The 21,340-nt window shown below is 71.7% G+C and carries 20 protein-coding genes and 1 riboswitch; of the genes, 10 read left to right on the top strand and 10 right to left on the bottom strand.

What is annotated here, in order from left to right:
- Entirely contained in the window at positions 1-585 is a 585-nt protein-coding gene (locus tag ACZ44S_RS09595) for a flavin reductase family protein (protein ID WP_466926410.1), read from the bottom strand.
- Positions 586-911: 326 nt separating this feature from the next.
- Between ACZ44S_RS09595 and cdgB the strand changes: the two genes are divergently transcribed.
- A complete protein-coding gene (gene cdgB, locus ACZ44S_RS09590; RefSeq protein WP_466926408.1) occupies positions 912-2,600 on the top strand; it encodes a diguanylate cyclase CdgB in 1,689 nt (562 codons plus the stop codon).
- Positions 2,601-2,716: 116 nt separating this feature from the next.
- Positions 2,717-3,658, top strand: coding sequence for a carbohydrate-binding protein (locus ACZ44S_RS09585; RefSeq protein ID WP_466926405.1), 942 nt, complete (start codon positions 2,717-2,719; stop codon positions 3,656-3,658).
- 6 nt (positions 3,659-3,664) lie between these two features.
- On the opposite strand, the gene ACZ44S_RS09580 is transcribed toward ACZ44S_RS09585, so the two are convergent.
- From ACZ44S_RS09580 to ACZ44S_RS09570, 3 genes are all read right to left on the bottom strand, one after another.
- A complete protein-coding gene (locus ACZ44S_RS09580) occupies positions 3,665-4,594 on the bottom strand; it encodes a 1-phosphofructokinase family hexose kinase (protein ID WP_466926403.1) in 930 nt (309 codons plus the stop codon).
- A gap of 120 nt (positions 4,595-4,714) precedes the next feature.
- Positions 4,715-5,860, bottom strand: coding sequence for an N-acetylglucosamine-6-phosphate deacetylase (nagA, locus tag ACZ44S_RS09575; RefSeq protein ID WP_466926402.1), 1,146 nt, complete (start codon positions 5,858-5,860; stop codon positions 4,715-4,717).
- Entirely contained in the window at positions 5,860-6,813 is a 954-nt protein-coding gene (locus tag ACZ44S_RS09570; RefSeq protein ID WP_466926399.1) for an ROK family protein, read from the bottom strand. Before ACZ44S_RS09570 ends, nagA begins: the two co-directional genes overlap by 1 nt.
- A 118-nt stretch (positions 6,814-6,931) precedes the next feature.
- On the opposite strand from ACZ44S_RS09570, the gene ACZ44S_RS09565 reads away from it, so the two are divergent.
- Both ACZ44S_RS09565 and ACZ44S_RS09560 read left to right on the top strand, forming a co-directional pair.
- Complete coding sequence (locus tag ACZ44S_RS09565) at positions 6,932-8,200, top strand: extracellular solute-binding protein (protein ID WP_466926397.1); 1,269 nt, start codon at positions 6,932-6,934, stop codon at positions 8,198-8,200.
- 10 nt (positions 8,201-8,210) lie between these two features.
- The gene (locus ACZ44S_RS09560; protein WP_466926395.1) at positions 8,211-8,459 is read left to right on the top strand and encodes a DUF3263 domain-containing protein; all 249 of its coding nucleotides are present in this window, start codon (positions 8,211-8,213) and stop codon (positions 8,457-8,459) included.
- A gap of 188 nt (positions 8,460-8,647) precedes the next feature.
- Here ACZ44S_RS09560 and otsB read toward each other — a convergent pair whose 3' ends face one another.
- Positions 8,648-9,508: a trehalose-phosphatase gene (gene otsB, locus ACZ44S_RS09555; protein ID WP_466926392.1), complete on the bottom strand. Its 861-nt coding sequence runs from the start codon at positions 9,506-9,508 to the stop codon at positions 8,648-8,650.
- Positions 9,509-9,564: 56 nt separating this feature from the next.
- Complete coding sequence (locus ACZ44S_RS09550) at positions 9,565-10,968, bottom strand: alpha,alpha-trehalose-phosphate synthase (UDP-forming) (RefSeq protein WP_466926389.1); 1,404 nt, start codon at positions 10,966-10,968, stop codon at positions 9,565-9,567.
- 143 nt (positions 10,969-11,111) lie between these two features.
- Between ACZ44S_RS09550 and ACZ44S_RS09545 the strand changes: the two genes are divergently transcribed.
- A complete protein-coding gene (locus tag ACZ44S_RS09545) occupies positions 11,112-11,789 on the top strand; it encodes a hypothetical protein (protein ID WP_466926387.1) in 678 nt (225 codons plus the stop codon).
- Positions 11,790-11,814: 25 nt separating this feature from the next.
- On the opposite strand, the gene ACZ44S_RS09540 is transcribed toward ACZ44S_RS09545, so the two are convergent.
- Positions 11,815-12,786, bottom strand: a complete 972-nt coding sequence (locus tag ACZ44S_RS09540) for a glucosyl-3-phosphoglycerate synthase (protein WP_466926385.1) — start codon at positions 12,784-12,786, stop codon at positions 11,815-11,817.
- A gap of 138 nt (positions 12,787-12,924) precedes the next feature.
- Positions 12,925-13,072: riboswitch (SAM riboswitch) on the top strand.
- An 18-nt stretch (positions 13,073-13,090) separates the two neighbouring features.
- Here ACZ44S_RS09540 and thrC point away from each other — a divergent pair.
- The 5 genes from thrC to ACZ44S_RS09515 all read left to right on the top strand — a co-directional run bounded on the left by thrC (position 13,091) and on the right by ACZ44S_RS09515 (position 18,697).
- Entirely contained in the window at positions 13,091-14,386 is a 1,296-nt protein-coding gene (thrC, locus tag ACZ44S_RS09535) for a threonine synthase (RefSeq protein ID WP_466926382.1), read from the top strand.
- Between the two features lie 81 nt (positions 14,387-14,467).
- On the top strand, positions 14,468-14,743 hold the full coding sequence (locus ACZ44S_RS09530) for a MoaD/ThiS family protein (protein ID WP_466926380.1): 276 nt from the start codon (positions 14,468-14,470) through the stop codon (positions 14,741-14,743).
- A gap of 430 nt (positions 14,744-15,173) precedes the next feature.
- A complete protein-coding gene (locus ACZ44S_RS09525; RefSeq protein WP_004929928.1) occupies positions 15,174-15,377 on the top strand; it encodes a cold-shock protein in 204 nt (67 codons plus the stop codon).
- Positions 15,378-15,703: 326 nt separating this feature from the next.
- Positions 15,704-17,326 carry a chaperonin GroEL gene (gene groL, locus ACZ44S_RS09520; RefSeq protein ID WP_190166436.1) on the top strand — a complete coding sequence of 541 codons (1,623 nt, stop codon included), beginning with the start codon at positions 15,704-15,706 and terminating at the stop codon, positions 17,324-17,326.
- 240 nt (positions 17,327-17,566) lie between these two features.
- Positions 17,567-18,697 (top strand): NADH:flavin oxidoreductase, encoded by a 1,131-nt coding sequence (locus ACZ44S_RS09515; protein WP_466926378.1) that lies wholly within the window; start codon positions 17,567-17,569, stop codon positions 18,695-18,697.
- 16 nt (positions 18,698-18,713) lie between these two features.
- On the opposite strand, the gene ACZ44S_RS09510 is transcribed toward ACZ44S_RS09515, so the two are convergent.
- The 3 genes from ACZ44S_RS09510 to ACZ44S_RS09500 all read right to left on the bottom strand — a co-directional run bounded on the left by ACZ44S_RS09510 (position 18,714) and on the right by ACZ44S_RS09500 (position 21,334).
- Complete coding sequence (locus ACZ44S_RS09510) at positions 18,714-19,283, bottom strand: hypothetical protein (protein WP_466926376.1); 570 nt, start codon at positions 19,281-19,283, stop codon at positions 18,714-18,716.
- A gap of 66 nt (positions 19,284-19,349) precedes the next feature.
- Positions 19,350-20,291, bottom strand: a complete 942-nt coding sequence (gene murQ, locus ACZ44S_RS09505; RefSeq protein ID WP_466926374.1) for an N-acetylmuramic acid 6-phosphate etherase — start codon at positions 20,289-20,291, stop codon at positions 19,350-19,352.
- Positions 20,292-20,392: 101 nt separating this feature from the next.
- Positions 20,393-21,334, bottom strand: coding sequence for a MurR/RpiR family transcriptional regulator (locus tag ACZ44S_RS09500; protein ID WP_466926372.1), 942 nt, complete (start codon positions 21,332-21,334; stop codon positions 20,393-20,395).
- Positions 21,335-21,340: the final 6 nt, after the last annotated feature.

Raw genomic sequence — 21,340 nt, 5'->3', positions numbered from 1 at the left:
TCAGCCCAACTGCCGGTAACGGCCCCGGAAATACGTCAGCGGACCGCCCTCCGCGCTCGGTACGCGGGCGGTCATGACGCGGCCGATCACCAGGGTGTGGTCCCCGGCCTGTACCCGCTGCTCGGTCCGGCACTCCAGCGTGGCCAGCGCCCCGCCCACCAGAGGTGCCCCGCTGTACTCGCCGCGCAGGTACGGGATGTCCGCGAACAGCAGACGGTCGCTGACCCGGCCCTTCATCGCGAAGCGGCCCGCGATGTGGCGCTGGCTCTCGGAGAGCACGGACACCGCCCACGTCGGCTGCTCGTCGAGCAGTTCGTCCATGCGGGAGCCGTTGCGCAGGCTGACCAGCACCAGTGGCGGGTCCAGGGAGACCGAGAGGAACGCGGTCGCGGTCATGCCGACGTCCTCGCCGGCCGGTGCCTGTGGGTCGTCGGGGTCCAGCGGCGGCTCCTGTGCGGTCACCAGGACCACGCCGGCGGCCAGACGGGACATGGCTGCGCGGAACTCGTCGTTGCTCACCCCCTCAGCATGCCGGGCGGGAGGCGGAACGGTGATCGTGGCCGGTGCGGCGGGAGTGTTCAGCACACTGGAACGCTAATCTCCGCTCCATGGGCACCGCATCGGGCCATGGCCCGAGCCGGGACCTAGGACCAACGCCCGACCGGCGCCCGGTCCGGGCGCGGGTCCCGCGCAACCGCCGTAAAAACCGTGTTCGGTAAAAGCACGGGGAAAGCGCGGAAAGACCACGCAATTGTTCACGTTTAGCTGTGACTTGAGTCACAAGGGGCAGTAATTGTTGACCCTGTGTACCGAGTGGGCAGCGCGCTGTGATTCAGTGGCGGGGAAGCTGGTAGGACGATACGCCGAAGAGAACCCTTGATTCACTCCGAGGTCTCGGGGGGAGGGCGAGGATGGAGACCGAGTCGGAACCCTACGTCCGTCTTGCGTCGCTGCGGCAACTCCACCGGGCCATGGCCGACATGAACACGGCACGCAGCCTGGCGGACACGTTGCAGACGGTCGCCGACGGCGTCGTGGGCGCCCTCGGGTACGAGCTGGCCTGCGTCAACCTCGTACGCCCCGACGGCGATCTCGTGGTCGCCGCCCTGGCCGGGAACTCCGCCGCCGAGGCCCTCATCACCGGCCGGACCGGCTCCCGTGAGTCCTGGGACCGCCGCCTGGGCATGGGCGAGCGCTGGGGCGACCTGATCTTCATACCGCACACCGAGGGCTGGGTCCTCGACGACGACGACGTCCCGCAGTGGTACACCGACGGGCCCGCGCCCCGCTTCGAGGACGAGTGGCACCCCTCCGACCGGCTCTTCGCGCCGATGTACGCCCCCGGCCCGCAGGGCGGCGGCACCTCCGGCGAGCTGGTCGGCGTGCTCTCCGTGGACCGCCCGCGCAACGGCCGGCGACCCGGCGCCTGGGGCCGCGAGGCCCTCCAGATGTACGCCTTCCAGGCCGCCATCGCGATCAGCAACGCGCGCCTACGAGCCAACATGCAGCGCGCCCTGGTCCGGCTCGAACGCGAGCAGCAGGCACTGCGGGCCAGTGAGGAGAGCTTCCGGCAGGCCTTCGAGTACGCCCCCTCCGGCATGGCCATCGCCGAGATGGGCGGCGACCAGCACGGCCGCATCCTGCGCACCAACGACGCCCTGTGCCGCCTCCTCGGCCGCCACGCCTCCGCGATGCGCCGCTACTCGTTCTCCGACCTGGTCCACCCCGAGGACATCGGCACCCTGCTGCGCACGTCGGCCGAGGGAGGCCGGGCCGAGCTGCGCCTCGGCCGCCGCGACGGCAGCTACGTCTGGGTCTCCCTGCGCAACTCCGTGGTCGCCGACGCCGCCGACGGCCCCCGCTTCCTGCTCACCCACGTCGAGGACATCGAGGAGCGCAAGCGCCGCGAGCTCCAGCTCGCCCACCGCGCCTCCCACGACTCGCTCACCGGACTCCCGAACTCCGCGGAGCTGCGGGCGCGGCTGTCCTCCCGGCTGTGCCGGCAGCAGCCGCAGCAGGCGCTGCCCGCCGACGTCGACTCGATGGACCCCTACGAGTCCTTCGACTCCCACGACGCCGCCTACGGTCCGCCCGTCTTCGACCGGGGCCACGACTTCGACTTCCCGCCGGGCAGCGAGGGCTACGAGGGCTTCGACCACCATGTGCACACGGTCGCGCCGGCCGCGGAGTTCGACGACGGCACCAAGGGGCTTGCGGTGCTCTTCTGCGACCTCGACGGCTTCAAGTCGATCAACGACCGGTTCGGGCACAACGCGGGCGACGCGGTGCTCATCGAGGTCGCCCGCCGGCTCAGCAACGGCGTGCGGGACGGCGACACCGTCGCCCGGCTCGGCGGCGACGAGTTCGTGATCCTCGCCGACGGGCTCGGCCGGGCCGACGCCCAGGACCTCGCCGTACGGCTGCGCAACGAGATCATCCAGCCCATCCGGGCCGAAGGAAGGGCCGTGCGGGTCGGGGCCAGCTTCGGCATCGGGTGGGCACATTGCGGGATGACTGCGGACGAAGTGCTGAAGTCCGCCGACGAACGCATGTACGTCGAGAAACGATCTCGTCCCAAACAGCACAGACGCGCGGGATGATGCGCAGGTCAGTGAGTTGATGCGGTCCGGGTCACCCGTTCGGGTCATGGGGAGCGGGTAGGCTCGCTGTCGCCACCCACGTACCGCACCCGATCCGCAGCTAGGAGCACCAAGGGATGACGCCCGGCAACAACGGCGCGAGCACGCCCGAGGACGACGACCCGTTCGGCTACCTCTACGCCGACGGCCAGGCCAACGGGGCCCAGCCGCCGTCCGGGGGCTACGGCTACCCGAACTCGGTCAACCGGGTGCGGCCGGTCGGGACCCGGCAGTACGGCCAGCAGGCGCCCGCTCCGCAGGCACCGCCGCAGCAGGGCGCCTACGGGCAGCCGAGCGCCCACTACGCCGCCCCGGAGACCCTTCCCGGCGGCGCACCCGCGGCGCACTCCCCGCAGCCGTCGCGCGGCGGCGGTGGCGGCCGGGGCCGCGGCCCGAACACCAAGGGTCTCCTCATCGGCGCGATCGCCGTGGTCGCGGCCGTCGTGATCGGCATCGGCGTCGCCATGATCGGCGGCGATGACGACGACAAGGGCGGCAACGAGGCGGGCGCGAGCCCGACCCAGAGCCAGGACGAGGGCAAGCCGAGCCCGTCGGCGAGCGAGGGCGGCAAGGACGAGGAAGAGGCCGAGCTGCCGACCATCGACGCGAAGGCGCTCCGCTTGGACGGGGGAGCGGCCCTCGCCTCGGACGTCGAGGGTGCGCAGTCCGACGGCGGCATCTATGTCGCGGGACTCAACAAGCCGGGTGCCACGGTCACCTGGACCGTCAACGGCATCCCGAAGGACGGCGCCTACACGGTCTTCGTCCGCTACAGCACGACCGACGATCCCCAGTCGATGACGCTCACGGTCAACGGCAAGCCGTTCGGCACCAAGCTGAACATGGACAACTTCGCCAAGGCCAAGGACGGCGACTTCTCCAAGGGCTGGACCCAGACTTACGCCTATCCCACGCTCAACAAGGGCACCAACACGATCTCGGTCTCCTGCGGCGACGGCGACAAGTGCAACGTCCTGCTCGACCAGCTGTGGCTCAAGGAGGGCCAGGTCCAGAGCTGACCTGGCCTACGCCGCCGTCGTTTCCCGCGTCACCGTGATGTCCGGCAGCAGGTTCTCGTAGGTCGCCCGGTCGAATTCGCCGGCGGTCGGGGAGAGGACCGTGGCCGCCGACAGGGCGGCCGCCCGGGACAGACGGGCCGGCCAGGGCTGGTGCTCGACGAGGGCCGAGAGGATGCCCGCGACCGCCGAGTCGCCCGCGCCCGTCGGGTTGCCGCGGAGGTGGGCCGGTGGGGCGGCGCGCCAGCGGGCGTCCGGGGTGGCCGCGAGGAGACCGTCCGGGCCCAGGGAGGCGACCACCGTGCCCGCGCCCCTGCGGCGGGCGTCCTGGGTGGCGCGCAACGGTTCGTGGGAGCCGGTGAGTTCGGCCAGTTCGTCGGCGTTGGGCTTGAGGATGTCGGGGCGCCCGGCGACCCCGCGGCGCAGCGCCGCGCCGCTGGTGTCGAGGAGGGCCGGGACCCCGGCCGCGCGTGCCGTGCGGATCAGGCCCGCGTACGCGCCCACCGGGACACCCGGGGGCAGGCTGCCGCACAGGGCCACCGCCGAGGCGGAGGCCAGCAGATCCTCGTACACCTCCTGGAACGCGGACCACTCGGCGTGGGTGATGTCGGGGCCCGGCTCGTTGAGCTGGGTGGTGGTGCCGGAGCGCTCGTCCACCACCGCGACGGTGCGCCGGGTGGTGCCGGAGACCGGGACCAGTGCGTCCGTCAGCTGCGGGACCTCGGTGAGCCGGTCACGCAGGATCCGTCCCGTCGTACCGCCCGAGAAGCCGGTGACCGTCACCTCGTGACCGAGGGCGGCGAGCACCCGGGCCACATTGACGCCCTTGCCGCCGGGGCGTTCCGTCACCCCGGAGACCCGGTGGGAGTCCCCCGTCCGCAGGGACGGTACGTGATAGGTGATGTCGAGAGCGGTGTTCAGCGTGACCGTGAGTATCACCGGGCCGACCTCCCCCTTTGTGCGTGCGCCTGCCGTGTGTCCCGGGAGCACGATCATGCCAAACGGACGGCGGTCGGCCCACCCCTCGGACCGGCCACCGTCCGTCGACCGGCGGACGGATCAGCCCAGTTGGGGATCGACCACCCATTCTCCCCGGCGCATCACGCCCACCAGGTCGAAGCCGGCGTCCAGAACCACCAGGTCGGCGTCCTTGCCGGGCTCCAGGGAGCCGATCCGGTCGGCCAGGCCGAGCAGCCGTGCCGGGTTGGCGGAAACCGCCGCGACGACGTCCTCGACGGGCAGCCCGTCGACCGTCACCGCCCGTTTGAAGGCGCGGTCCAGGGTGAGCGTGGAGCCGGCGATCGAACCGCCCTCCACCAGCCGGGCCACGCCGTCCGCGACCTCGACCTCCATCGGGCCCAGCATGTAGCGGCCGTCGCCGAAGCCGGCCGCGTCCATCGCGTCGGTGATGAAGGCGACCCGCTGGGCGCCCGCGTGGTGGAAGGCCAGCTGGAGCGCGGCCGGATGCAGATGGGTGCCGTCGTTGATCAGCTCGACGGTGACCCGCTCGTCCTCCAGCAGGGCGGCGATCGGACCCGGGGCGCGGTGGCCGAGCGCGGGCATCGCGTTGAAGAGGTGGGTCGCGACGGTCGCACCCGCGTCGATGGCGGCGACGGTCTGCTCGTAGGTGGCGTCGGTGTGTCCGACGGCCGCGAGCACCCCGTGCTCGACGAGCAGCCGTACGGAGTCCAGGCCGCCCGGCAGCTCCGTGGCCAGCGTCATCATGCGCGCCTGTCCGTGCGCGGCGTCGAGCAGTTTGCGGACCTCGGCCGGGTCGGGGTCGCGCAGCAGTTGCTCGTCGTGCGCGCCCTTGCGGCAGGGGGAGATGAACGGCCCCTCGAAGTGGATCCCGGCGATGTCGCCCTGCTGGGCCAGTTCCGCGAGCATCCCGGCGTGCCGGGCGAGGAAGTCCAGGTCACCGGTGACGGCGGAGGCGACCACCGTGGTGGTGCCGTGCACGCGGTGGGCGTGGACACCTTTGAGCACGTCCTCGGCGGTGCCGCCGGCGAAGGACGCCCCGCCGCCGCCGTGGTTGTGGATGTCGACGAAGCCGGGGACCAGCCAGTGGCCGGACAGGTCGGCCGTCTCGGCGTCGTCGGGTGCCGTGGCGGCGATCCGCGTGCCCTCGACGATCACGCGCCCGTCGTCCACGGTCCCGGTGGGCAGGACCACCCGGGCACCGGTGAGAACCTTGGTGGGGGCCATCAGGTGGTTACCTCCGAGGGGTACGAGGGGTCAGTGGTGTCGATCAGATCCCAGGCGAGGAGCCCCGCGCCCAGGCATCCGGCGGTGTCCCCGAGGGCCGCGGGCACCAGGGACGGCAGCCTCTGGAAGGTGACCCGCCGCCGGACGGCCTCCCGCAGGGGTGTGAACAAGGTTTCCCCCGCTTCGGCGAGCCCGCCACCGACGATCAGCGTGCGCGGGTCCAGCAGGGTGAGTGCGGTGACCAGCCCGTCGGCGAGCGCGTCCACCGCGTCCTGCCACACCTGACGGGCCCGCGCGTCCCCGGACTCGACGGCCTTGGCGCAGTCGGCCGCGTCCGCGCCCGGGTCGCCGCAGGCGGCCGCCCACGCCTCGCTCACGGCGGCGGCGGACGCGAACCGCTCCAGGCAGCCGCGCTGCCCGCACGGGCAGGGAGCGCCCCCGGGCCGTACGACGATGTGGCCGATCTCGCCCGCGAAGCCGTGCGCGCCCGCCTCGACCCGGCCGTCGATGCCGATGGCGCCCGCGATGCCGGTGCCCAGGGGCACGAACAGGAAACGGTCAGTGCCCCGGCCCGCACCGATGCGGCCCTCGGCGAGTCCGCCGGTGCGCACGTCGTGGCCGAGGGCGACGGGGACGCCGCCGAGGCGCTCGGTGAGCAGCGCGCGCAGCGGGACGTCGCGCCAGCCGAGGTTCGCCGCGTAGACGGCGACTCCTTCCGACTCGTCGACGATGCCGGGGACGGCGACACCGGCGGCGGACGCGGGGACGCCGTGCCGGCGGATGCCGTGGGCACGCAGTTCCGCCGCGAAGTCGAGGATCTCCGCGACGACCGCGTCCGGGCCGCGTTCCCGGCCGGTGGGCCGGCGGGCCTGGTGCAGCAGCTCGCCGTCCGCCCCGACCAGGGCGGCCTTCATCCCGGTGCCGCCCACGTCGAGGGCGATGACATGTTTCACGGGAAACAGTGTGGACCGGGGACCCGCAAGAGGTCTAGTCCACTCACGTGGTGTAGACCTATTCTGAATCATCGAAAAATTTCGAACGGCGCGGGGCGCCGGGGCAGGGGCGAGGCACGTGCAGCGGCGGGTCGGGACAAGGGCGATCGCGGTGGTGTCCGCGCTGGGACTGGCAGGAGTCCTCGGCGGATGCGGCGGCGGAGGCGGATCGTCCGACGTGACCTTGAGTCTCGTCGCCGCGGACTACGGCAACAGCGCGGCCAACAGCTCCAAGAAGTACTGGGCCGACCTGGTCGAGCGCTACGAGGACGACCACCCCGGAGTGAAGATCGACGTCAGCGTCCACTCCTGGAACGACGTCGACCGCAAGGTCAAGGAGATGGTCGACGCCGGCGACCCGCCGGACATGGCGCAGATCGGCGCGTACGCCGACTACGCGGCCCAGGGCAAGCTCTACAAGGCCGGTGACCTGCTCTCCATACCCGTCCAGGCGGACTTCCTCTCCCAGCTCTCCACCGCGGGCGAGGTCAACAGCGTGCAGTACGGCATGCCGTTCGCCGCGTCCACACGCGTGCTCTTCTACAACAAGGACCTGTTCGCCGAGGCCGGTATCACCCCGCCGAAGACATGGGACGAACTCGCCGCGAACGCCGAGGCGCTCAAGGCGCAGGGCGTGAAGTACCCGTACGCGCTGCCGCTCGGCCCGGAGGAGGCACAGGCCGAGACCATGCAGTGGCTGCTCAGCGGCGACGGCGGCTACACCGACCTGGCGGGCACGTACGGCATCGACTCCACGGAGAACGTCGAGACCTTCAGCTGGCTGCGGGACGAACTGGTCGGCAAGGGCCTCACCGGTCCCGTCGCGCCCGGCAAGCTCGACCGGGCCAAGGCGTTCGAGGCGTTCGCCGCCGGTGACGTCGGCATGCTCAACGGGCATCCCTCGCTGATGGAGACGGCCGGCAAGAAGGGCGTCAAGTACGGCATGGTGCCGACGCCCGGCGTCGACGGCGAGAGCTCCGCCACCCTCGGCGTCGCCGACTGGATGATGGCCTTCAACGAGAACGGCCACCGCGACGAGGTCGGCGACTTCCTCGACTTCGTCTACAGCGAGAAGAACGTGCTCGACTTCTCCCGCGAGTACAACCTGCTTCCGGTCACCGGCTCCGCGTCCCGCGTGATGGCGGCGTCCGGCCAGGACAAGGACCTCAAGCCGTTCCTCGACCAGCTGCCGACCTCGGAGCTCTACCCGGTCGGCAACACGTCCTGGGCGGCGGTCAACGCGGCGATCAAGAAGCAGATCGGCAAGGCGGTCGAGCCGGGCGGCAGCCCCGCCGGCGTCCTGGGCGCGCTCCAGGCGACGGCCACGCGCGCGGAGAGCGCGGAGTAGTCTGCGGGGCATGGACGGCACGGGGGACGAGGGAGGCGGGCTCGCCCGGCGTGAGCGGGACATTCTCGCGCTGGAGCGCCGGGGCTTCACGGGGCCCGGGGTGAAGGAGCGCGCGATCCGGGAAGTGCTGGGCCTGGCGCCCGTGCGCTATTACCAACTCCTGAACGCCCTTCTCGACGATCCCCGTGCGTTGGCCCACGACCCGGTGACGGTCAACCGCCTGCGCCGCATCCGGGAGCGCCGTCGCACGGAGCGTTGATCGCCCCCGCCGCCCCTTCCCGTCCCGACCCCGGGGGCTGCGCCCCCAGACCCCCTGTCGGCCCTTCGGGCCTCGTCCTCAAGCGCCGGACGGGCTGGTGGGTCAGCCCCTCCGGCGTTTGAGGAGCGGGGTCTGGGGCGGAGCCCCAGGTCGGGACGGGAAGGGGCGGCGGGGGCGAGAACAAATCGTCACGGCATCCGCTCCGCCAGGGACCGCAGCAGGCGTACGACGCCGGCCGGGCCGTCCGTCACCACGTCCGCGCGTTCCCGCAGCTCCGTGACCTCCTCGCTGCCGCTGCAGACCAGCAGCCCGGGCGTCCCCGCCGCGCGGAGCTTGTCGACCGCCGTGTACGCGGCGAGGTCGCCCAGATCGTCCCCGGCGTAGAGCACCGACTCCGCGCCGATCTCCCGCGCGTACTCCATGAGGGCGACACCCTTGTCCATGCCCGGCGGGCGCAGCTCCAGGACCATGCGGCCCGGCTCGACGACGAGGCCGTGCCGGGTGGCGAGGTCGGCCAGCGGCTCGCGCAGGGCCTCGAACGCGGCCTCCGGATCGTCGGCCCTGCGGGTGTGCACGGCCACCGCCCGGCCCTTCTCCTCGATCCAGGTGCCCTGCCACGCGCCGACCCGGTCGAGCAGCCCCGGAAGCTCCGCGCGGGCGGAGGCGACACCGGGATGCGGCGCGGGCGCGGTGACGGTGCCGGTGACGGCGTCCCAGCGCTCGGCGCCGTAGTGGCCGAGCACGACGAGGTGCTCCAGACCGGGAACGCCCGCGAAGCCCCCGTTGCGTACCGCGACCCCCGCCGGCCGGCCCGTGACGACCGCGACCGCGGCCACCTTCGGGGCGAGCGCGGCGAGCGCGGGTACCGCGTCGGGGTGCGCGCGGGCCTGCTCGGGATCGGCCACGATCGGTGCGAGCGTCCCGTCGAAGTCGAGCCCGATCAGTGCTTTCCCGGGGCGGGCGAGAAGCGCCTCCAGTCCCTCCCGGCCGGCCTGCGTGGCGGGCGTGGGCGTGGCATTCGGGTCCGTGGAATCCGTATGGCTGGCCATACGCCCAACCTATCCACGGCCACCGGGTCGCACGCCTGCCCGACCGGCCATCCCGGTCAGCGGGACGGCGTCCCGTCCCGCAGTGCCTCCAACTGGTCCAGGAACCAGCGGGCCGGGGGGAGCGCCGTCGCCGAGGCCGCCAGGCGTTTGGTGCGGTCGGTGCGGTCGGCCGGGCTCATCGTCAGGGCCTCGTGCAGGGCGCGGGAGGTTTCGACGACGTCGTAGGGGTTGACCGTGATCGCGTCCTCGCCCAGCTCCTCGTGGGCGCCCGCCTCCCGTGACAGCACCAGCGCGCAGCCCGCGTCGGAGACGACCGGTACCTCCTTGGCGACCAGGTTCATGCCGTCGCGGATGGGGTTGACCAGGGCCACGTCCGCCAGCCGGTACGCGGCCAGCGAGCGCGCGAAGTCGTCCTTGACGTGGAGGACGACGGGCCGCCAGCCGGGCGTGCCGTAGCGCTCGTTGATGTCCTCGGCGAGCCGCTGCACCTCGGCGGTGTAGTCGCGGTAGACGGCGAGGTCCTGCCGGGAGGGGTAGGCGAAGGCGACGTGCACCACGCGCTCGCGCCACTCGGGGCGGTCGTCCAGGAGCTGCCGGTACGCCAGCAGGCCCCGCACGATGTTCTTCGACAGCTCGGTGCGGTCGACCCGGACGATGGTCCGGCGCCCCTCGCCGATCTCCTCCCGCAGCGCGGCCATCCGCTCGTCGACGTCGGCCTCGTGGGAGCGGGCGCGCAGGAAGTCCGCGTCGGCGCCCAGCCCGTGCACGCCGATCCGGGTGTCGCCGAGCCCGCCCGCGAAGCGCTCGCAGCACGCGGTGAACGCGTCCGCCCAGCGCCGGGTGAGGAAGCCCAGCCGGTCGGCGCCGAGCATCCCGCGCAGCACCTGGCGGGCGATGTCGTCGGGCAGCATCGCGAAGTACTCCGGCGGCGCCCACGGGGTGTGCGAGAAGTGCCCGATGCGCAGGTCCGGGCGGAGTTCCCGGAGCATCCCGGGGACGAGCGTCAGGTGGTAGTCCTGGACCAGCACCGCCGCACCCTGCGCCGCCTCCTCGGCCAGCGCCTCGGCGAACGCGCGGTTGTAGGTCTCGTACGACGCCCACTGGCGGCGGAACTCCGCGTCGAAGACCGGCTCCAGGGGCGTCTGGTAGAGCATGTGGTGCACGAACCACAGCACCGAGTTGGCGATCCCGTTGTACGCGTCCGCGTGCACGTCCGCCGGGATGTCCAGCATCCGTACGCCGTCCTCGCCGGCCCCGCGCCGCACGGCCTCGCGGTCGCCGTCGGACAGCGCCGAGCACACCCACAGCGCACCCGCCTCCGGCCCGATCGCCGACAGCCCGGACACCAGTCCGCCGCCGCCCCGCCTGGCCCGCAGCGAGCCGTCCTCTCCCACCTCGTACGACACCGGTCCCCGGTTGGAGGCGACCAGCACGCGAGCAGCACCGAAGCTTGCAGCCATACGCCTCAACCTAGCCCGGCCCCCGGAACCTCAAACGTGCCCGCGCGTCACCTCGGTGGCGATTTGGTCACGTGGGTTGTGTGGGGGATGTGAACGAGCGGAGGATGCGTGGTGCACGTTTCAACATCTGGGGGGTGGGCGCCATGCCCATACGCATACGCATGCGCGGATTCGCCGGGACGACGGCGCTGATCGCGGCCTCCGCGCTGGCCCTGGCCGGCTGCGGCGGCGCAGACGCCGGCACACAGGGCGCGGACGACCGGCCCGCGGCGGTCACCGCCACGCCGAGCAGCGGCAGCCCCACGCCCGAGGCGTCCCCCACCACCGAGACGCCCACCCCTACGCCCACCCCGACCCCCGTCACGTTGTCGGACCACACCGGCGACCGCGTCGGGACGGCCATCCGCGCGGCCGAGAAGGCCGGCCTCGACCACACCGTCCGCCTGGAGGGCACCGGCAAGCGGGCCTCCTCCTGGGGCAGCGGCGAGAAGGTCTGCGAGCAGACCGACGGGTCCGACGGCGTGACGTTCACCGTCCCGCGCGACGGCCGCGACTGCGACGGCCGCCTGCTGCACACCCCGAAGCCCACCCCGACCCCCGAACCGGCGCCGACGCAGGAGGCGGGCGGAAGCGGGGGCACCGGGGGCGGCGGTACGGGCACCTGCGAGCTCACCAGCCCGGCCGGCAACTGCTACGCCGACGGCCAGTTCTGCGCCAAGAAGCACCGGGGACTGAGCACGCACGGCCGGGGCGGCGAGTACCTGACCTGCGCGCTGGACTCCGGCGGCATCTGGCGCTGGTCGGACGGCGTGGCCGGCTGATCCCGGGGCAGGGGCGGCCGGAGGGTCAGGCCACCCTGCGGGCCTGGTACTCCGCGATCTCGGCCATCGGCGGCCGCTCCTCCGTGTCGACGGAGTACGTCCGGGCTTCGAAGGTGGCGCCCGTGCGCTCGAACTGGGTCAGGGACGGCCGGATCATGTGACCGCGGGCCAGGCGCAGCTGCGCGGTGCGGTAGATCGCGGCGGCCATGCGGCCGAGGGCCTGGCCGTCCTGGTGCCGGTGCTTGCGCACCCCGACGTCGACCTGGGCCAGCGCGTCCAGGCCCACCAGGTGCAGGGCGTCGACCAGCATGCCGAGCTCGACGCCGTAGCCGACCGGGAACGGGAGCTGTTCGAGCAGGGTGCGGCGGGCCGCGTACTCGCCGCCCAGCGGCTGGACGAAGCCGGCCAGCCGGGGCCAGTGCATGTTCAGCAGCGGGCGGGCCACCAGCTCGGTGACCCGGCCGCCCTGACCGGCCGCGACCGTGCCGGAGGCGGGCCCGCCGGACACCGTGAGCGGACGGTCGTACATGGCCTTGACCAGCTGCACGCCGGGTTCGGTGAGGAGCGGGCCGACGATGCCGGAGACGAAGTCGGAGGAGAACTCCCTGAGGTCCGCGTCGACGAAGCACACGATGTCGCCCCGGGTGACCAGCAGCGACCGCCACAGCACCTCGCCCTTGCCGGGGACCGCCGGCACCCGGGGCAGGATCGCGTCCCGGTGCACCACCGTCGCGCCCGCGGCCGCCGCCTCCTCGGCCGTGCGGTCGGTCGAGCCCGAGTCGACCACCACGACCTCGTCGACCAGCGGGGCCCGGAGCACCAGGTCGCGCCGGATCCGCGAGACGATCTCGCCGACCGTCGCCTCCTCGTTCAGCGCGGGCAGCACCACGCTCACCGTCTGCCCCGTCGCGCGTTTCGCCGCCAGGAGCCGGTGGAGCGGTCGGTCGGCCACGGACCAGGAACGCTCGGTCAGCCAGCGCTCGACTTCTTCCAGCACGGTCCCCGGCTCCTCACTGGCCTGTGATCCATCTCGCGGTTCGGACGGACTGTCTCCACCATCCAGGCCTTCGGTTACAGTCTTGAACAACGCCGATGACCATCGCATGCCGGGGTCGTCGCGCGGACAACTGAACACCGCTCATCCAGAGGGGCAGAGGGAAACGGCCCGATGAAGCCCCGGCAACCCTCCAGTCGGTTCTTGTCACAGGGACGTGGCGAGGCTCCCGGCTAGGGAAGGTGCCAAATCCGTCTCACGGCGAGATGCGTCGTGAGGAAGATGAGGAGAAAGGGCCTCGCCTCACATGGCTGTGCAGACTGTTGCAAGCTCCACCGACTCCGCCGCCGCGAACTCCGTCGACCTGGGCTCCGCCGCCGCGCTGTCCTGCCGCGAATGCGGTCACCGCGTGCCCCTCGGCCCGGTCTTCGCCTGCGAGGAGTGTTTCGGCCCGCTGGAGATCGCCTACGACTTCTCGGCCCACGACACCGAGGAGCTCCGCAAGCGGATCGAAGCGGGACCCGCGAACATCTGGCGTTACGCGCCCCTGCTGCCCGTCCCGGCGGACGTCGCGACCAAGCCGAACCTGAACCCCGGCTGGACCAAGCTCGTCCAGGCCGGCAACCTCGCCCGCGAGCTGGGCGTCACCGGCGGCCTGTACATCAAGGACGACTCCGGCAACCCGACGCACTCCTTCAAGGACCGCGTCGTGGCCCAGGCCATCGAGGCCGCCCGCGCCTTCGGTTTCACCACGCTGTCCTGCTCCTCGACCGGCAACCTCGCCGGCGCGGTCGGTGCCGCCGCCGCCCGCGCGGGCTTCCGCTCCTGCGTGTTCATCCCGCACGACCTGGAGCAGGGCAAGGTCGTCATGGCCGCCGTCTACGGCGGGGAGCTCGTCGGCATCGAGGGCAACTACGACGACGTGAACCGCTTCTGCTCCGAGCTGATCGGCGACCCGGCCGGCGAGGGCTGGGGCTTCGTCAACGTCAACCTGCGGCCGTACTACGCGGAGGGCTCCAAGACCCTCGCCTACGAGATCTGCGAGCAGCTGGGATGGCGGCTGCCCGACCAGATCGTGGTCCCGATCGCCTCCGGCTCGCAGCTCACGAAGATCGACAAGGGGCTGCAGGAGCTGATCAAGCTCGGGCTCGTCGAGGACAAGCCGTACAAGATCTTCGGTGCGCAGGCGGAGGGGTGCTCGCCGGTCTCCACGGCGTACAAGGCCGGGCACGACGTCGTCCGTCCGCAGAAGCCGGACACGATCGCCAAGTCGCTGGCGATCGGGAACCCGGCGGACGGTCCGTACGTCCTGGACATCGCCCGTCGCACGGGCGGTGCGGTGGAGGACGTCACGGACGAGCAGATCGTCGAGGCGATCACGTTGCTCGCGCGGACGGAGGGGATCTTCGCGGAGACCGCGGGGGGTGTCACGGTCGGCGTGACGAAGAAGCTTCTCGAGAGCGGTGTGCTCGACCCGTCCCTGACCACGGTCGTGCTCAACACGGGTGATGGTCTGAAGACGCTGGACGCGGTGGCCGGCACAGGGCTGACGGCGACGATCCGTCCGAGCCTGGAGTCGTTCCGTGAAGCCGGTCTTGTCTGAGTTGTTCTTCCGCGGGGCTGTCGTGACGGATCGCGCAGTTCCCCGCGCCCCTGGGTACGTCACCTGACCGGAGGTTTCACAGTGAGCGTTACTGTTCGCATCCCTACCATCCTGCGCACCTACACCGGCGGCAAGGCCGAGGTGAACGCCGAGGGGACCACCCTCGCCGAGGTCATCTCGGACCTGGAGAAGAACCACACGGGCATCGCCGCCCGGGTCCTGGACGATCAGGGCAAGCTGCGTCGGTTCGTCAACGTGTACGTCAACGACGACGACGTGCGGTTCGAGCAGGGGCTCGACACGGCCACCCCGGACGGGGCCGGTGTGTCGATCATTCCGGCGGTGGCCGGCGGCTGATCATTACCTTCGGTAATGGCGGTGACCGAGCGTAGAGGACTTTGCCCCCTCCGTGAGAGATGCGGAGGGGGCAATTCCATGGGATTGAGCGCGGTAGGGTTGGGGAACGCGCTCCTGATCCACTGATCGAGCACCGTGAATTTCTGCCGCCCGCCCGACTGGATGTAGCCAAAGTGTGGGCCCTTCTCGCGGCATTTGTGACGTTTGCCCGGCCCGACTTGACCTGAATTCAGGCGAATTCTCGCCACATTCCGGACCGGTGTCGTCCAGATTTCTCGTCCGATTGACCTGTTGCAGACGGCAGTTGGACAGATACATTCAGCCGCGGTCGACGCGTTCCGGCGCACGCCCCCAACCGTTGGGGGGTGAGGTCTGACCCGGATCCGCGAAGTGTGGATCTGTGCAAGGGCCAGTAATAGGGGAGTTAGGCATGGCTCAGGGCACCGTCAAGTGGTTCAACGCGGAGAAGGGGTACGGCTTCATCGCGGTCGACGGTGGTGCGGATGTTTTCGTCCACTACAGCGCGATCCAGATGGACGGCTACCGCACCCTCGAAGAAGGCCAGCGGGTCGAGTTCGAGATCTCGCAGGGTCAGAAGGGCCCGCAGGCCGACATGGTTCGTCTCAGCGCCTGAACGCGCTACCTGCCGCAAGGATCTTCTGCCGACGAAGGGCCCGTACCTCTTGGGGTACGGGCCCTTCGCCGTGCCCGCCACCGCCGTACGGCGGTGTTCGCGCGCGGCTGAGCGCCCCCGTGTACACCCCATGGGCGCTTGCACTCGCATGGGTCGAGTGCTAATCATTGGCGTTAGCACTCTGAAGGTGAGAGTGACAACGAGGACCGGGTCGGTGAGGCCCGCGGGCCGTGTGGGGCAAGGAACCACGGGGCCGGCGAGCCGTCCGTCGCGGGCGCGGGCGCGGTCCGAAGGAATCACCCCCAGTCCTGGAGGGACCACTTCACATGGCCAAGATCATCGCGTTCGACGAGGAGGCGCGGCGCGGCCTCGAGCGCGGCATGAACCAGCTCGCGGACGCCGTCAAGGTGACGCTCGGCCCCAAGGGCCGCAACGTCGTCCTCGAGAAGAAGTGGGGCGCCCCCACGATCACCAACGATGGTGTGTCCATCGCCAAGGAGATCGAGCTCGAGGACCCGTACGAGAAGATCGGCGCCGAGCTGGTCAAGGAAGTCGCCAAGAAGACGGACGACGTCGCCGGTGACGGTACGACCACCGCGACCGTTCTCGCCCAGGCCCTGGTCAAGGAGGGCCTGCGCAACGTCGCCGCCGGTGCCAACCCGATGGCTCTGAAGCGCGGTATCGAGAAGGCCGTCGAGGCCGTCTCCGCCGCCCTGCTGGAGCAGGCGAAGGATGTCGAGACCAAGGAGCAGATCGCCTCCACGGCCTCCATCTCCGCCGCCGACACCCAGATCGGCGAGCTGATCGCCGAGGCCATGGACAAGGTCGGCAAGGAAGGCGTCATCACCGTCGAGGAGTCCCAGACCTTCGGTCTGGAGCTGGAGCTCACCGAGGGTATGCGCTTCGACAAGGGCTACATCTCGGCGTACTTCGCCACCGACATGGAGCGTATGGAGGCCGTCCTCGACGACCCGTACATCCTGATCGCGAACTCCAAGATCTCCAACGTCAAGGACCTGCTCCCGCTCCTGGAGAAGGTCATGCAGTCGGGCAAGCCGCTGCTGATCATCGCCGAGGACGTCGAGGGCGAGGCCCTGTCGACCCTGGTCGTCAACAAGATCCGCGGCACCTTCAAGTCCGTCGCCGTCAAGGCCCCGGGCTTCGGCGACCGCCGCAAGGCCATGCTCGGCGACATCGCCATCCTCACGGGCGGCGAGGTCATCTCCGAGGAGGTCGGCCTCAAGCTGGAGAACGCCACGCTCGACCTGCTGGGCAAGGCCCGCAAGGTCGTCATCACCAAGGACGAGACCACCATCGTCGACGGTGCCGGCTCGGCCGACCAGGTCCAGGGCCGCGTGAACCAGATCCGCGCCGAGATCGAGAACAGCGACTCGGACTACGACCGCGAGAAGCTGCAGGAGCGCCTGGCGAAGCTCGCCGGCGGTGTCGCGGTCATCAAGGCCGGTGCCGCCACCGAGGTGGAGCTCAAGGAGCGCAAGCACCGCATCGAGGACGCCGTGCGCAACGCCAAGGCGGCCGTCGAGGAGGGCATCGTCGCCGGTGGTGGCGTGGCCCTGCTGCAGGCCTCCCAGGTCTTCGAGAAGCTGGAGCTCGAGGGTGACGAGGCGACCGGCGCCCAGGCCGTGAAGCTCGCGCTGGAGGCCCCGCTGAAGCAGATCGCCGTGAACGCCGGCCTCGAGGGCGGCGTCGTGGTGGAGAAGGTGCGCAACCTGACCCCGGGTCACGGCCTGAACGCCGCGAGCGGCGAGTACGTCGACCTGGTCAAGGAAGGCATCATCGACCCGGCGAAGGTGACCCGTTCCGCCCTGCAGAACGCCGCCTCCATCGCCGCGCTGTTCCTCACCACCGAGGCCGTCATCGCCGACAAGCCGGAGAAGGCCGCGGCCCCGGCCGGCGGCGGCATGCCGGGCGGTGACATGGACTTCTGATCCTTCCGAGGATCGGATCCGTCCGTCGCGTGTCCGAGGGCGGCATCCCCTGTTCCGACAGGGGGTGCCGCCCTCGGCGCGTGCGGGGCCGGTTCGCCCGGACCGCTCGGGGGTGTGGCGGGGATCACGGGTGGGTGGTGCGGGGTGGATGGAATGCCGCTGGGTTCCCTCCGGTTGACGTCGAAGCGGATTCAATGCATGCGCACATACCATCCGGTATCGACTCGAGGAGCCCTTCACGTGACCGTCACCGCCTCGGACACCACCGCCCGGGCCGCCGGGATTCTCTCCCGGCCCGCCACCATCAACGGCCTGACCGTTCCCAACCGCATCGTCATGGCTCCGATGACCCGGATGTTCTCGCCGGGCGGTGTGCCCGGTGAGGACGTGGTGTCGTACTACTCCCGCCGTGCCGCCGCCGGTGTCGGGCTGATCGTCACCGAGGGGACGTACGTGGGGCACGAGTCCGCCGGGCAGAGCGATCGGGTGCCGCGGTTCCACGGCGAGGAGCAGCTGGCGGGCTGGGCGAAGGTCGCCGAGGCGGTGCACGCGGCGGGCGGCACGATCGTGCCGCAGCTGTGGCACATCGGCATGGTCCGTGAGCAGGGCCAGGCGCCGTACCCGCAGGCTCCGGCGGTCGGTCCGTCAGGGGTGCGCACGGACGGCACCGAGGGCGCCGGCAAGGCGATGACGCAGGCCGACATCGACGACGTCGTCGCCGCGTTCGCCCGGGCGGCCGCCGACGCCGAGCGCATCGGCTTCGACGGCGTGGAGCTGCACGGCGCCCACGGCTACCTCATCGACCAGTTCCTGTGGTCCGGCACCAACCGCCGTGCCGACGGCTACGGCGGCGACCCGGTGGCCCGTGCGCGGTTCGCCGCGGAGATCGTGGCGGCGGTGCGCGCCGCCGTGTCGCCCGGCTTCCCGGTCGTCTTCCGCTACTCGCAGTGGAAGCAGGACGCCTACGACGCCCGGCTCGCCGAAACGCCCCAGGAGCTGGAGGCGATCCTCGCCCCGCTCGCCGCGGCCGGTGTCGACGCCTTCCACGCGTCCACGCGCCGCTACTGGCTCCCCGAGTTCGAGGACTCCGACCTCAACCTCGCCGGCTGGACGAAGAAGCTGACCGGCAAGCCCGCCATCACGGTCGGCTCGGTCGGCCTGAACGGGGAGTTCCTCAAGGCCTTCCAGGGAGAGGGCGCCGAGCTCGCCGGCATCGACAACCTGCTCGACCGGATGGAGCGGGACGAGTTCGACTTCGTCGCCGTGGGGCGGGCGCTGCTCCAGGACCCGCACTGGGCGGCCAAGGTGCTCGCCGGCCGCTTCGACGAGCTGGCGCCGTACGAGCCGGCGTCCCTGCGGACGCTGAGCTGAGCCCTCCGGGCACCCCTCAGAGATTGCCCATCGGTTCGATGTCCACCCTGACCGGGGTGCCCCACACCCGGAGCACCTCGTAGTCGGTGAACTCGTGCACGATCCGGTACGCCATGGCGGGCCGGGACCCGCGCCGCTGCGCCGCGATGAACAGCTCGGCCTCGCGCCGGTCCCGGCGCGGGGTCCCGCACAGCTGCCACGCCTGGCCGTTCCACGCCTCCGGCAGCCAGCGCTGCTGCGGCTGCGGCCGGTCACCGCGCACCCCGTACCGGGACTCCGCGCGCTCGGCGGGCCGGGACGCCGGCGCGGGGCCGTTGAACTCGGCGCGGCGGGCGGCGCGGCGCCGGGTCTCGCAGAGCAGGCACAGATCCGGGGCGCTCTTGTCCACCGGGCCTGTGGGGTGCTCGGCGCAGCGCGTGCTGGGCGCGGCCGTGGTGACGCTCTCCTCCAGCAGGTCCAGGGCGCGCCGCAGGTCGTCCTTCACTTCGTGCAGCCGGGCGTCCGGCGTGTCGGCGGACAGCGCCTCGCCGTGCTCCCCGAGCACACGCAGGGCGCGGCCCAGCGCGGTGAGCTGCGCGTGGTTCATGGTTTGTCTCCGGGTCGGGTCCCCCCAGTGTCTCCGGGTCGGGTCCCCCCAGTATCCGCCGGTCGCCTAGGCCCCGGTGCCCGCCTTGGCCAGCGCGGTGCGCAGGTGGCCGTCGGACTCGGTGAGGAGGCGGGTGGCCGTGGGGCCGTCGACGTCGGCCAGGATGACCAGGATCGCGTGTTTGACCTCACCGTCCGTGGCGGCCAGGGCGCGCTCGACGACGTCGTCCGCCGCGCCCGTCGCCTGCGCGACGATACGGCGGGAGCGGGCCCGCAGCTTCTCGTTGGAGGCGCGGACGTCGACCATCAGGTTCCCGTACGTCTTGCCCAGCCGGATCATCGTGATCGTCGACAGCATGTTCAGGACGAGCTTCTGTGCCGTGCCGGCCTTGAGGCGGGTGGAGCCGGACAGGAACTCGGGGCCCACGACGACCTCGATGCCGTGCTCGGCCGCCGCCGCGAGCGCGCTGCCCCGGTTGCAGGCCAGGCCCACGGTGAGGGCGCCCCGGGCGCGGGCGTACGCCACGGCGCCGATCGCGTAGGGGGTGCGGCCGGAGGCGGAGATGCCGACCACCGTGTCGTCGGCGGTCAGCTCCAGCGCGGCCAGGTCGGCCTCTGCCAGCTCCGGGGAGTCCTCGGCCCCCTCGACGGAGGTGACCACGGCGTCGGGGCCGCCCGCGATCAGGCCGACGACCCGCTCGGGGGCGGTGTTGAAGGTCGGCGGGCACTCGGAGGCGTCCAGTACGCCCAGCCGCCCGGCGGTGCCCGCGCCCGCGTAGACCAGCCGGCCGCCGCGGGCCATCCGCTCGGCGACGGCGTCGATCGCGGCGGCGATCGCCGGCACCTGCTCGGCGACGGCACCGGCCACGGTGGCGTCCTCGCCGTTCATCAGCCGCGCGATGTCGAGCGTCGGCAGCCGGTCGACGTCCGCGAACTCCGGCCGGAACGCCTCGGTGGTCAGCGTCTCCAACTGGGCACGAAGGTCGGGGTGGTGTGGGGTGGAAGTCATGGGCGGTGTCTTTCGAGTCTGGGTTGGGCGGCTCACCTAGGGGCGCGGGGAACTGCGCGATCAACCACAGACCACCCGCAGTCGACAACAGCGCTCAACCCCTACGGCCCTTTGCGGAGCACCCGGTGCCGATGCGCCAACGCCTCGTAGGAAGCGGCCAGCGCCGGTGCCGCCGCCTCGTACGTCCGCTGCGCGACCCCCACGAACAGACAGTCCACCACCAGCAACTGCCCCGTCCGGGAGGACATCGCGGCGGGCCGCAGCTCGCTCTCGCGGGCCGTGGACGTGGTCAGGACGTGGTCGGCGTACTGCGTGACGGGGCTGTCCGGGCGGCCGGTGACCGCCACGGTCGTCGCCCCGCGCTCGAAGGCCACCCGGAGCGGTTCTATGACGTCCCCGGTCGATCCGGAGTGCGTGACGGCGATCGCCACGTCGCCCGAGCGGAGCTGCACGGCGTTGGTGACCGCGAGGTGCGGATCGCTGTGGGCGTGGGCCAACAGGCCTATGCGCAGCAGCTTCTGGGTGAGGTCCTGGGCGACGAGACCCGACGCGCCCACGCCGTACACGTCGGTGCGGCGGGCGCCGGCGAGGGCGGACACGGCGGCGGCGAGCTGCACGGTGTCGAGGCCGGCCGCGGTGTCGGCGAGGGTCTGCTGCTCGTCGTAGGCGAGCTTGGCGACGACGTCGGCTATGGGGTCGTCCACCGCGATGTCCGTGGTGATGGCGGGGGCGCGCCCGGACTGCTGCTGGGCGGCGAGACCGGCCAGCGCCAGGCGCAGATCGCGGTAGCCGGGGTAGCCGAGCAGGCGGGCGGTGCGGACGACGGTGGCCTCGCTGGTGCCGGTGAGTTCGGCGAGGCCGGTGACCGTGAGGGCCGCGCAGCCGGCCGGGTCGTCGGCGACGGCTTCGGCGACCCGCTGCATGGAGCGGGTCATCGACGGCGCCAGCGTGCGCACCTTCGCCGCGAGGGCGGCGGGCGCGGGCGGGGCGGGCGTGGTGGCGCCCGGACCACTCGCGAAAGTTTCCTTCAGGTCATTGGTCACGGAATG

Source organism: Streptomyces malachitofuscus (assembly GCF_055571035.1).
Note: the sequence above shows the minus strand (reverse complement) of the source record. Positions and strands in the feature narration are given on the sequence as shown.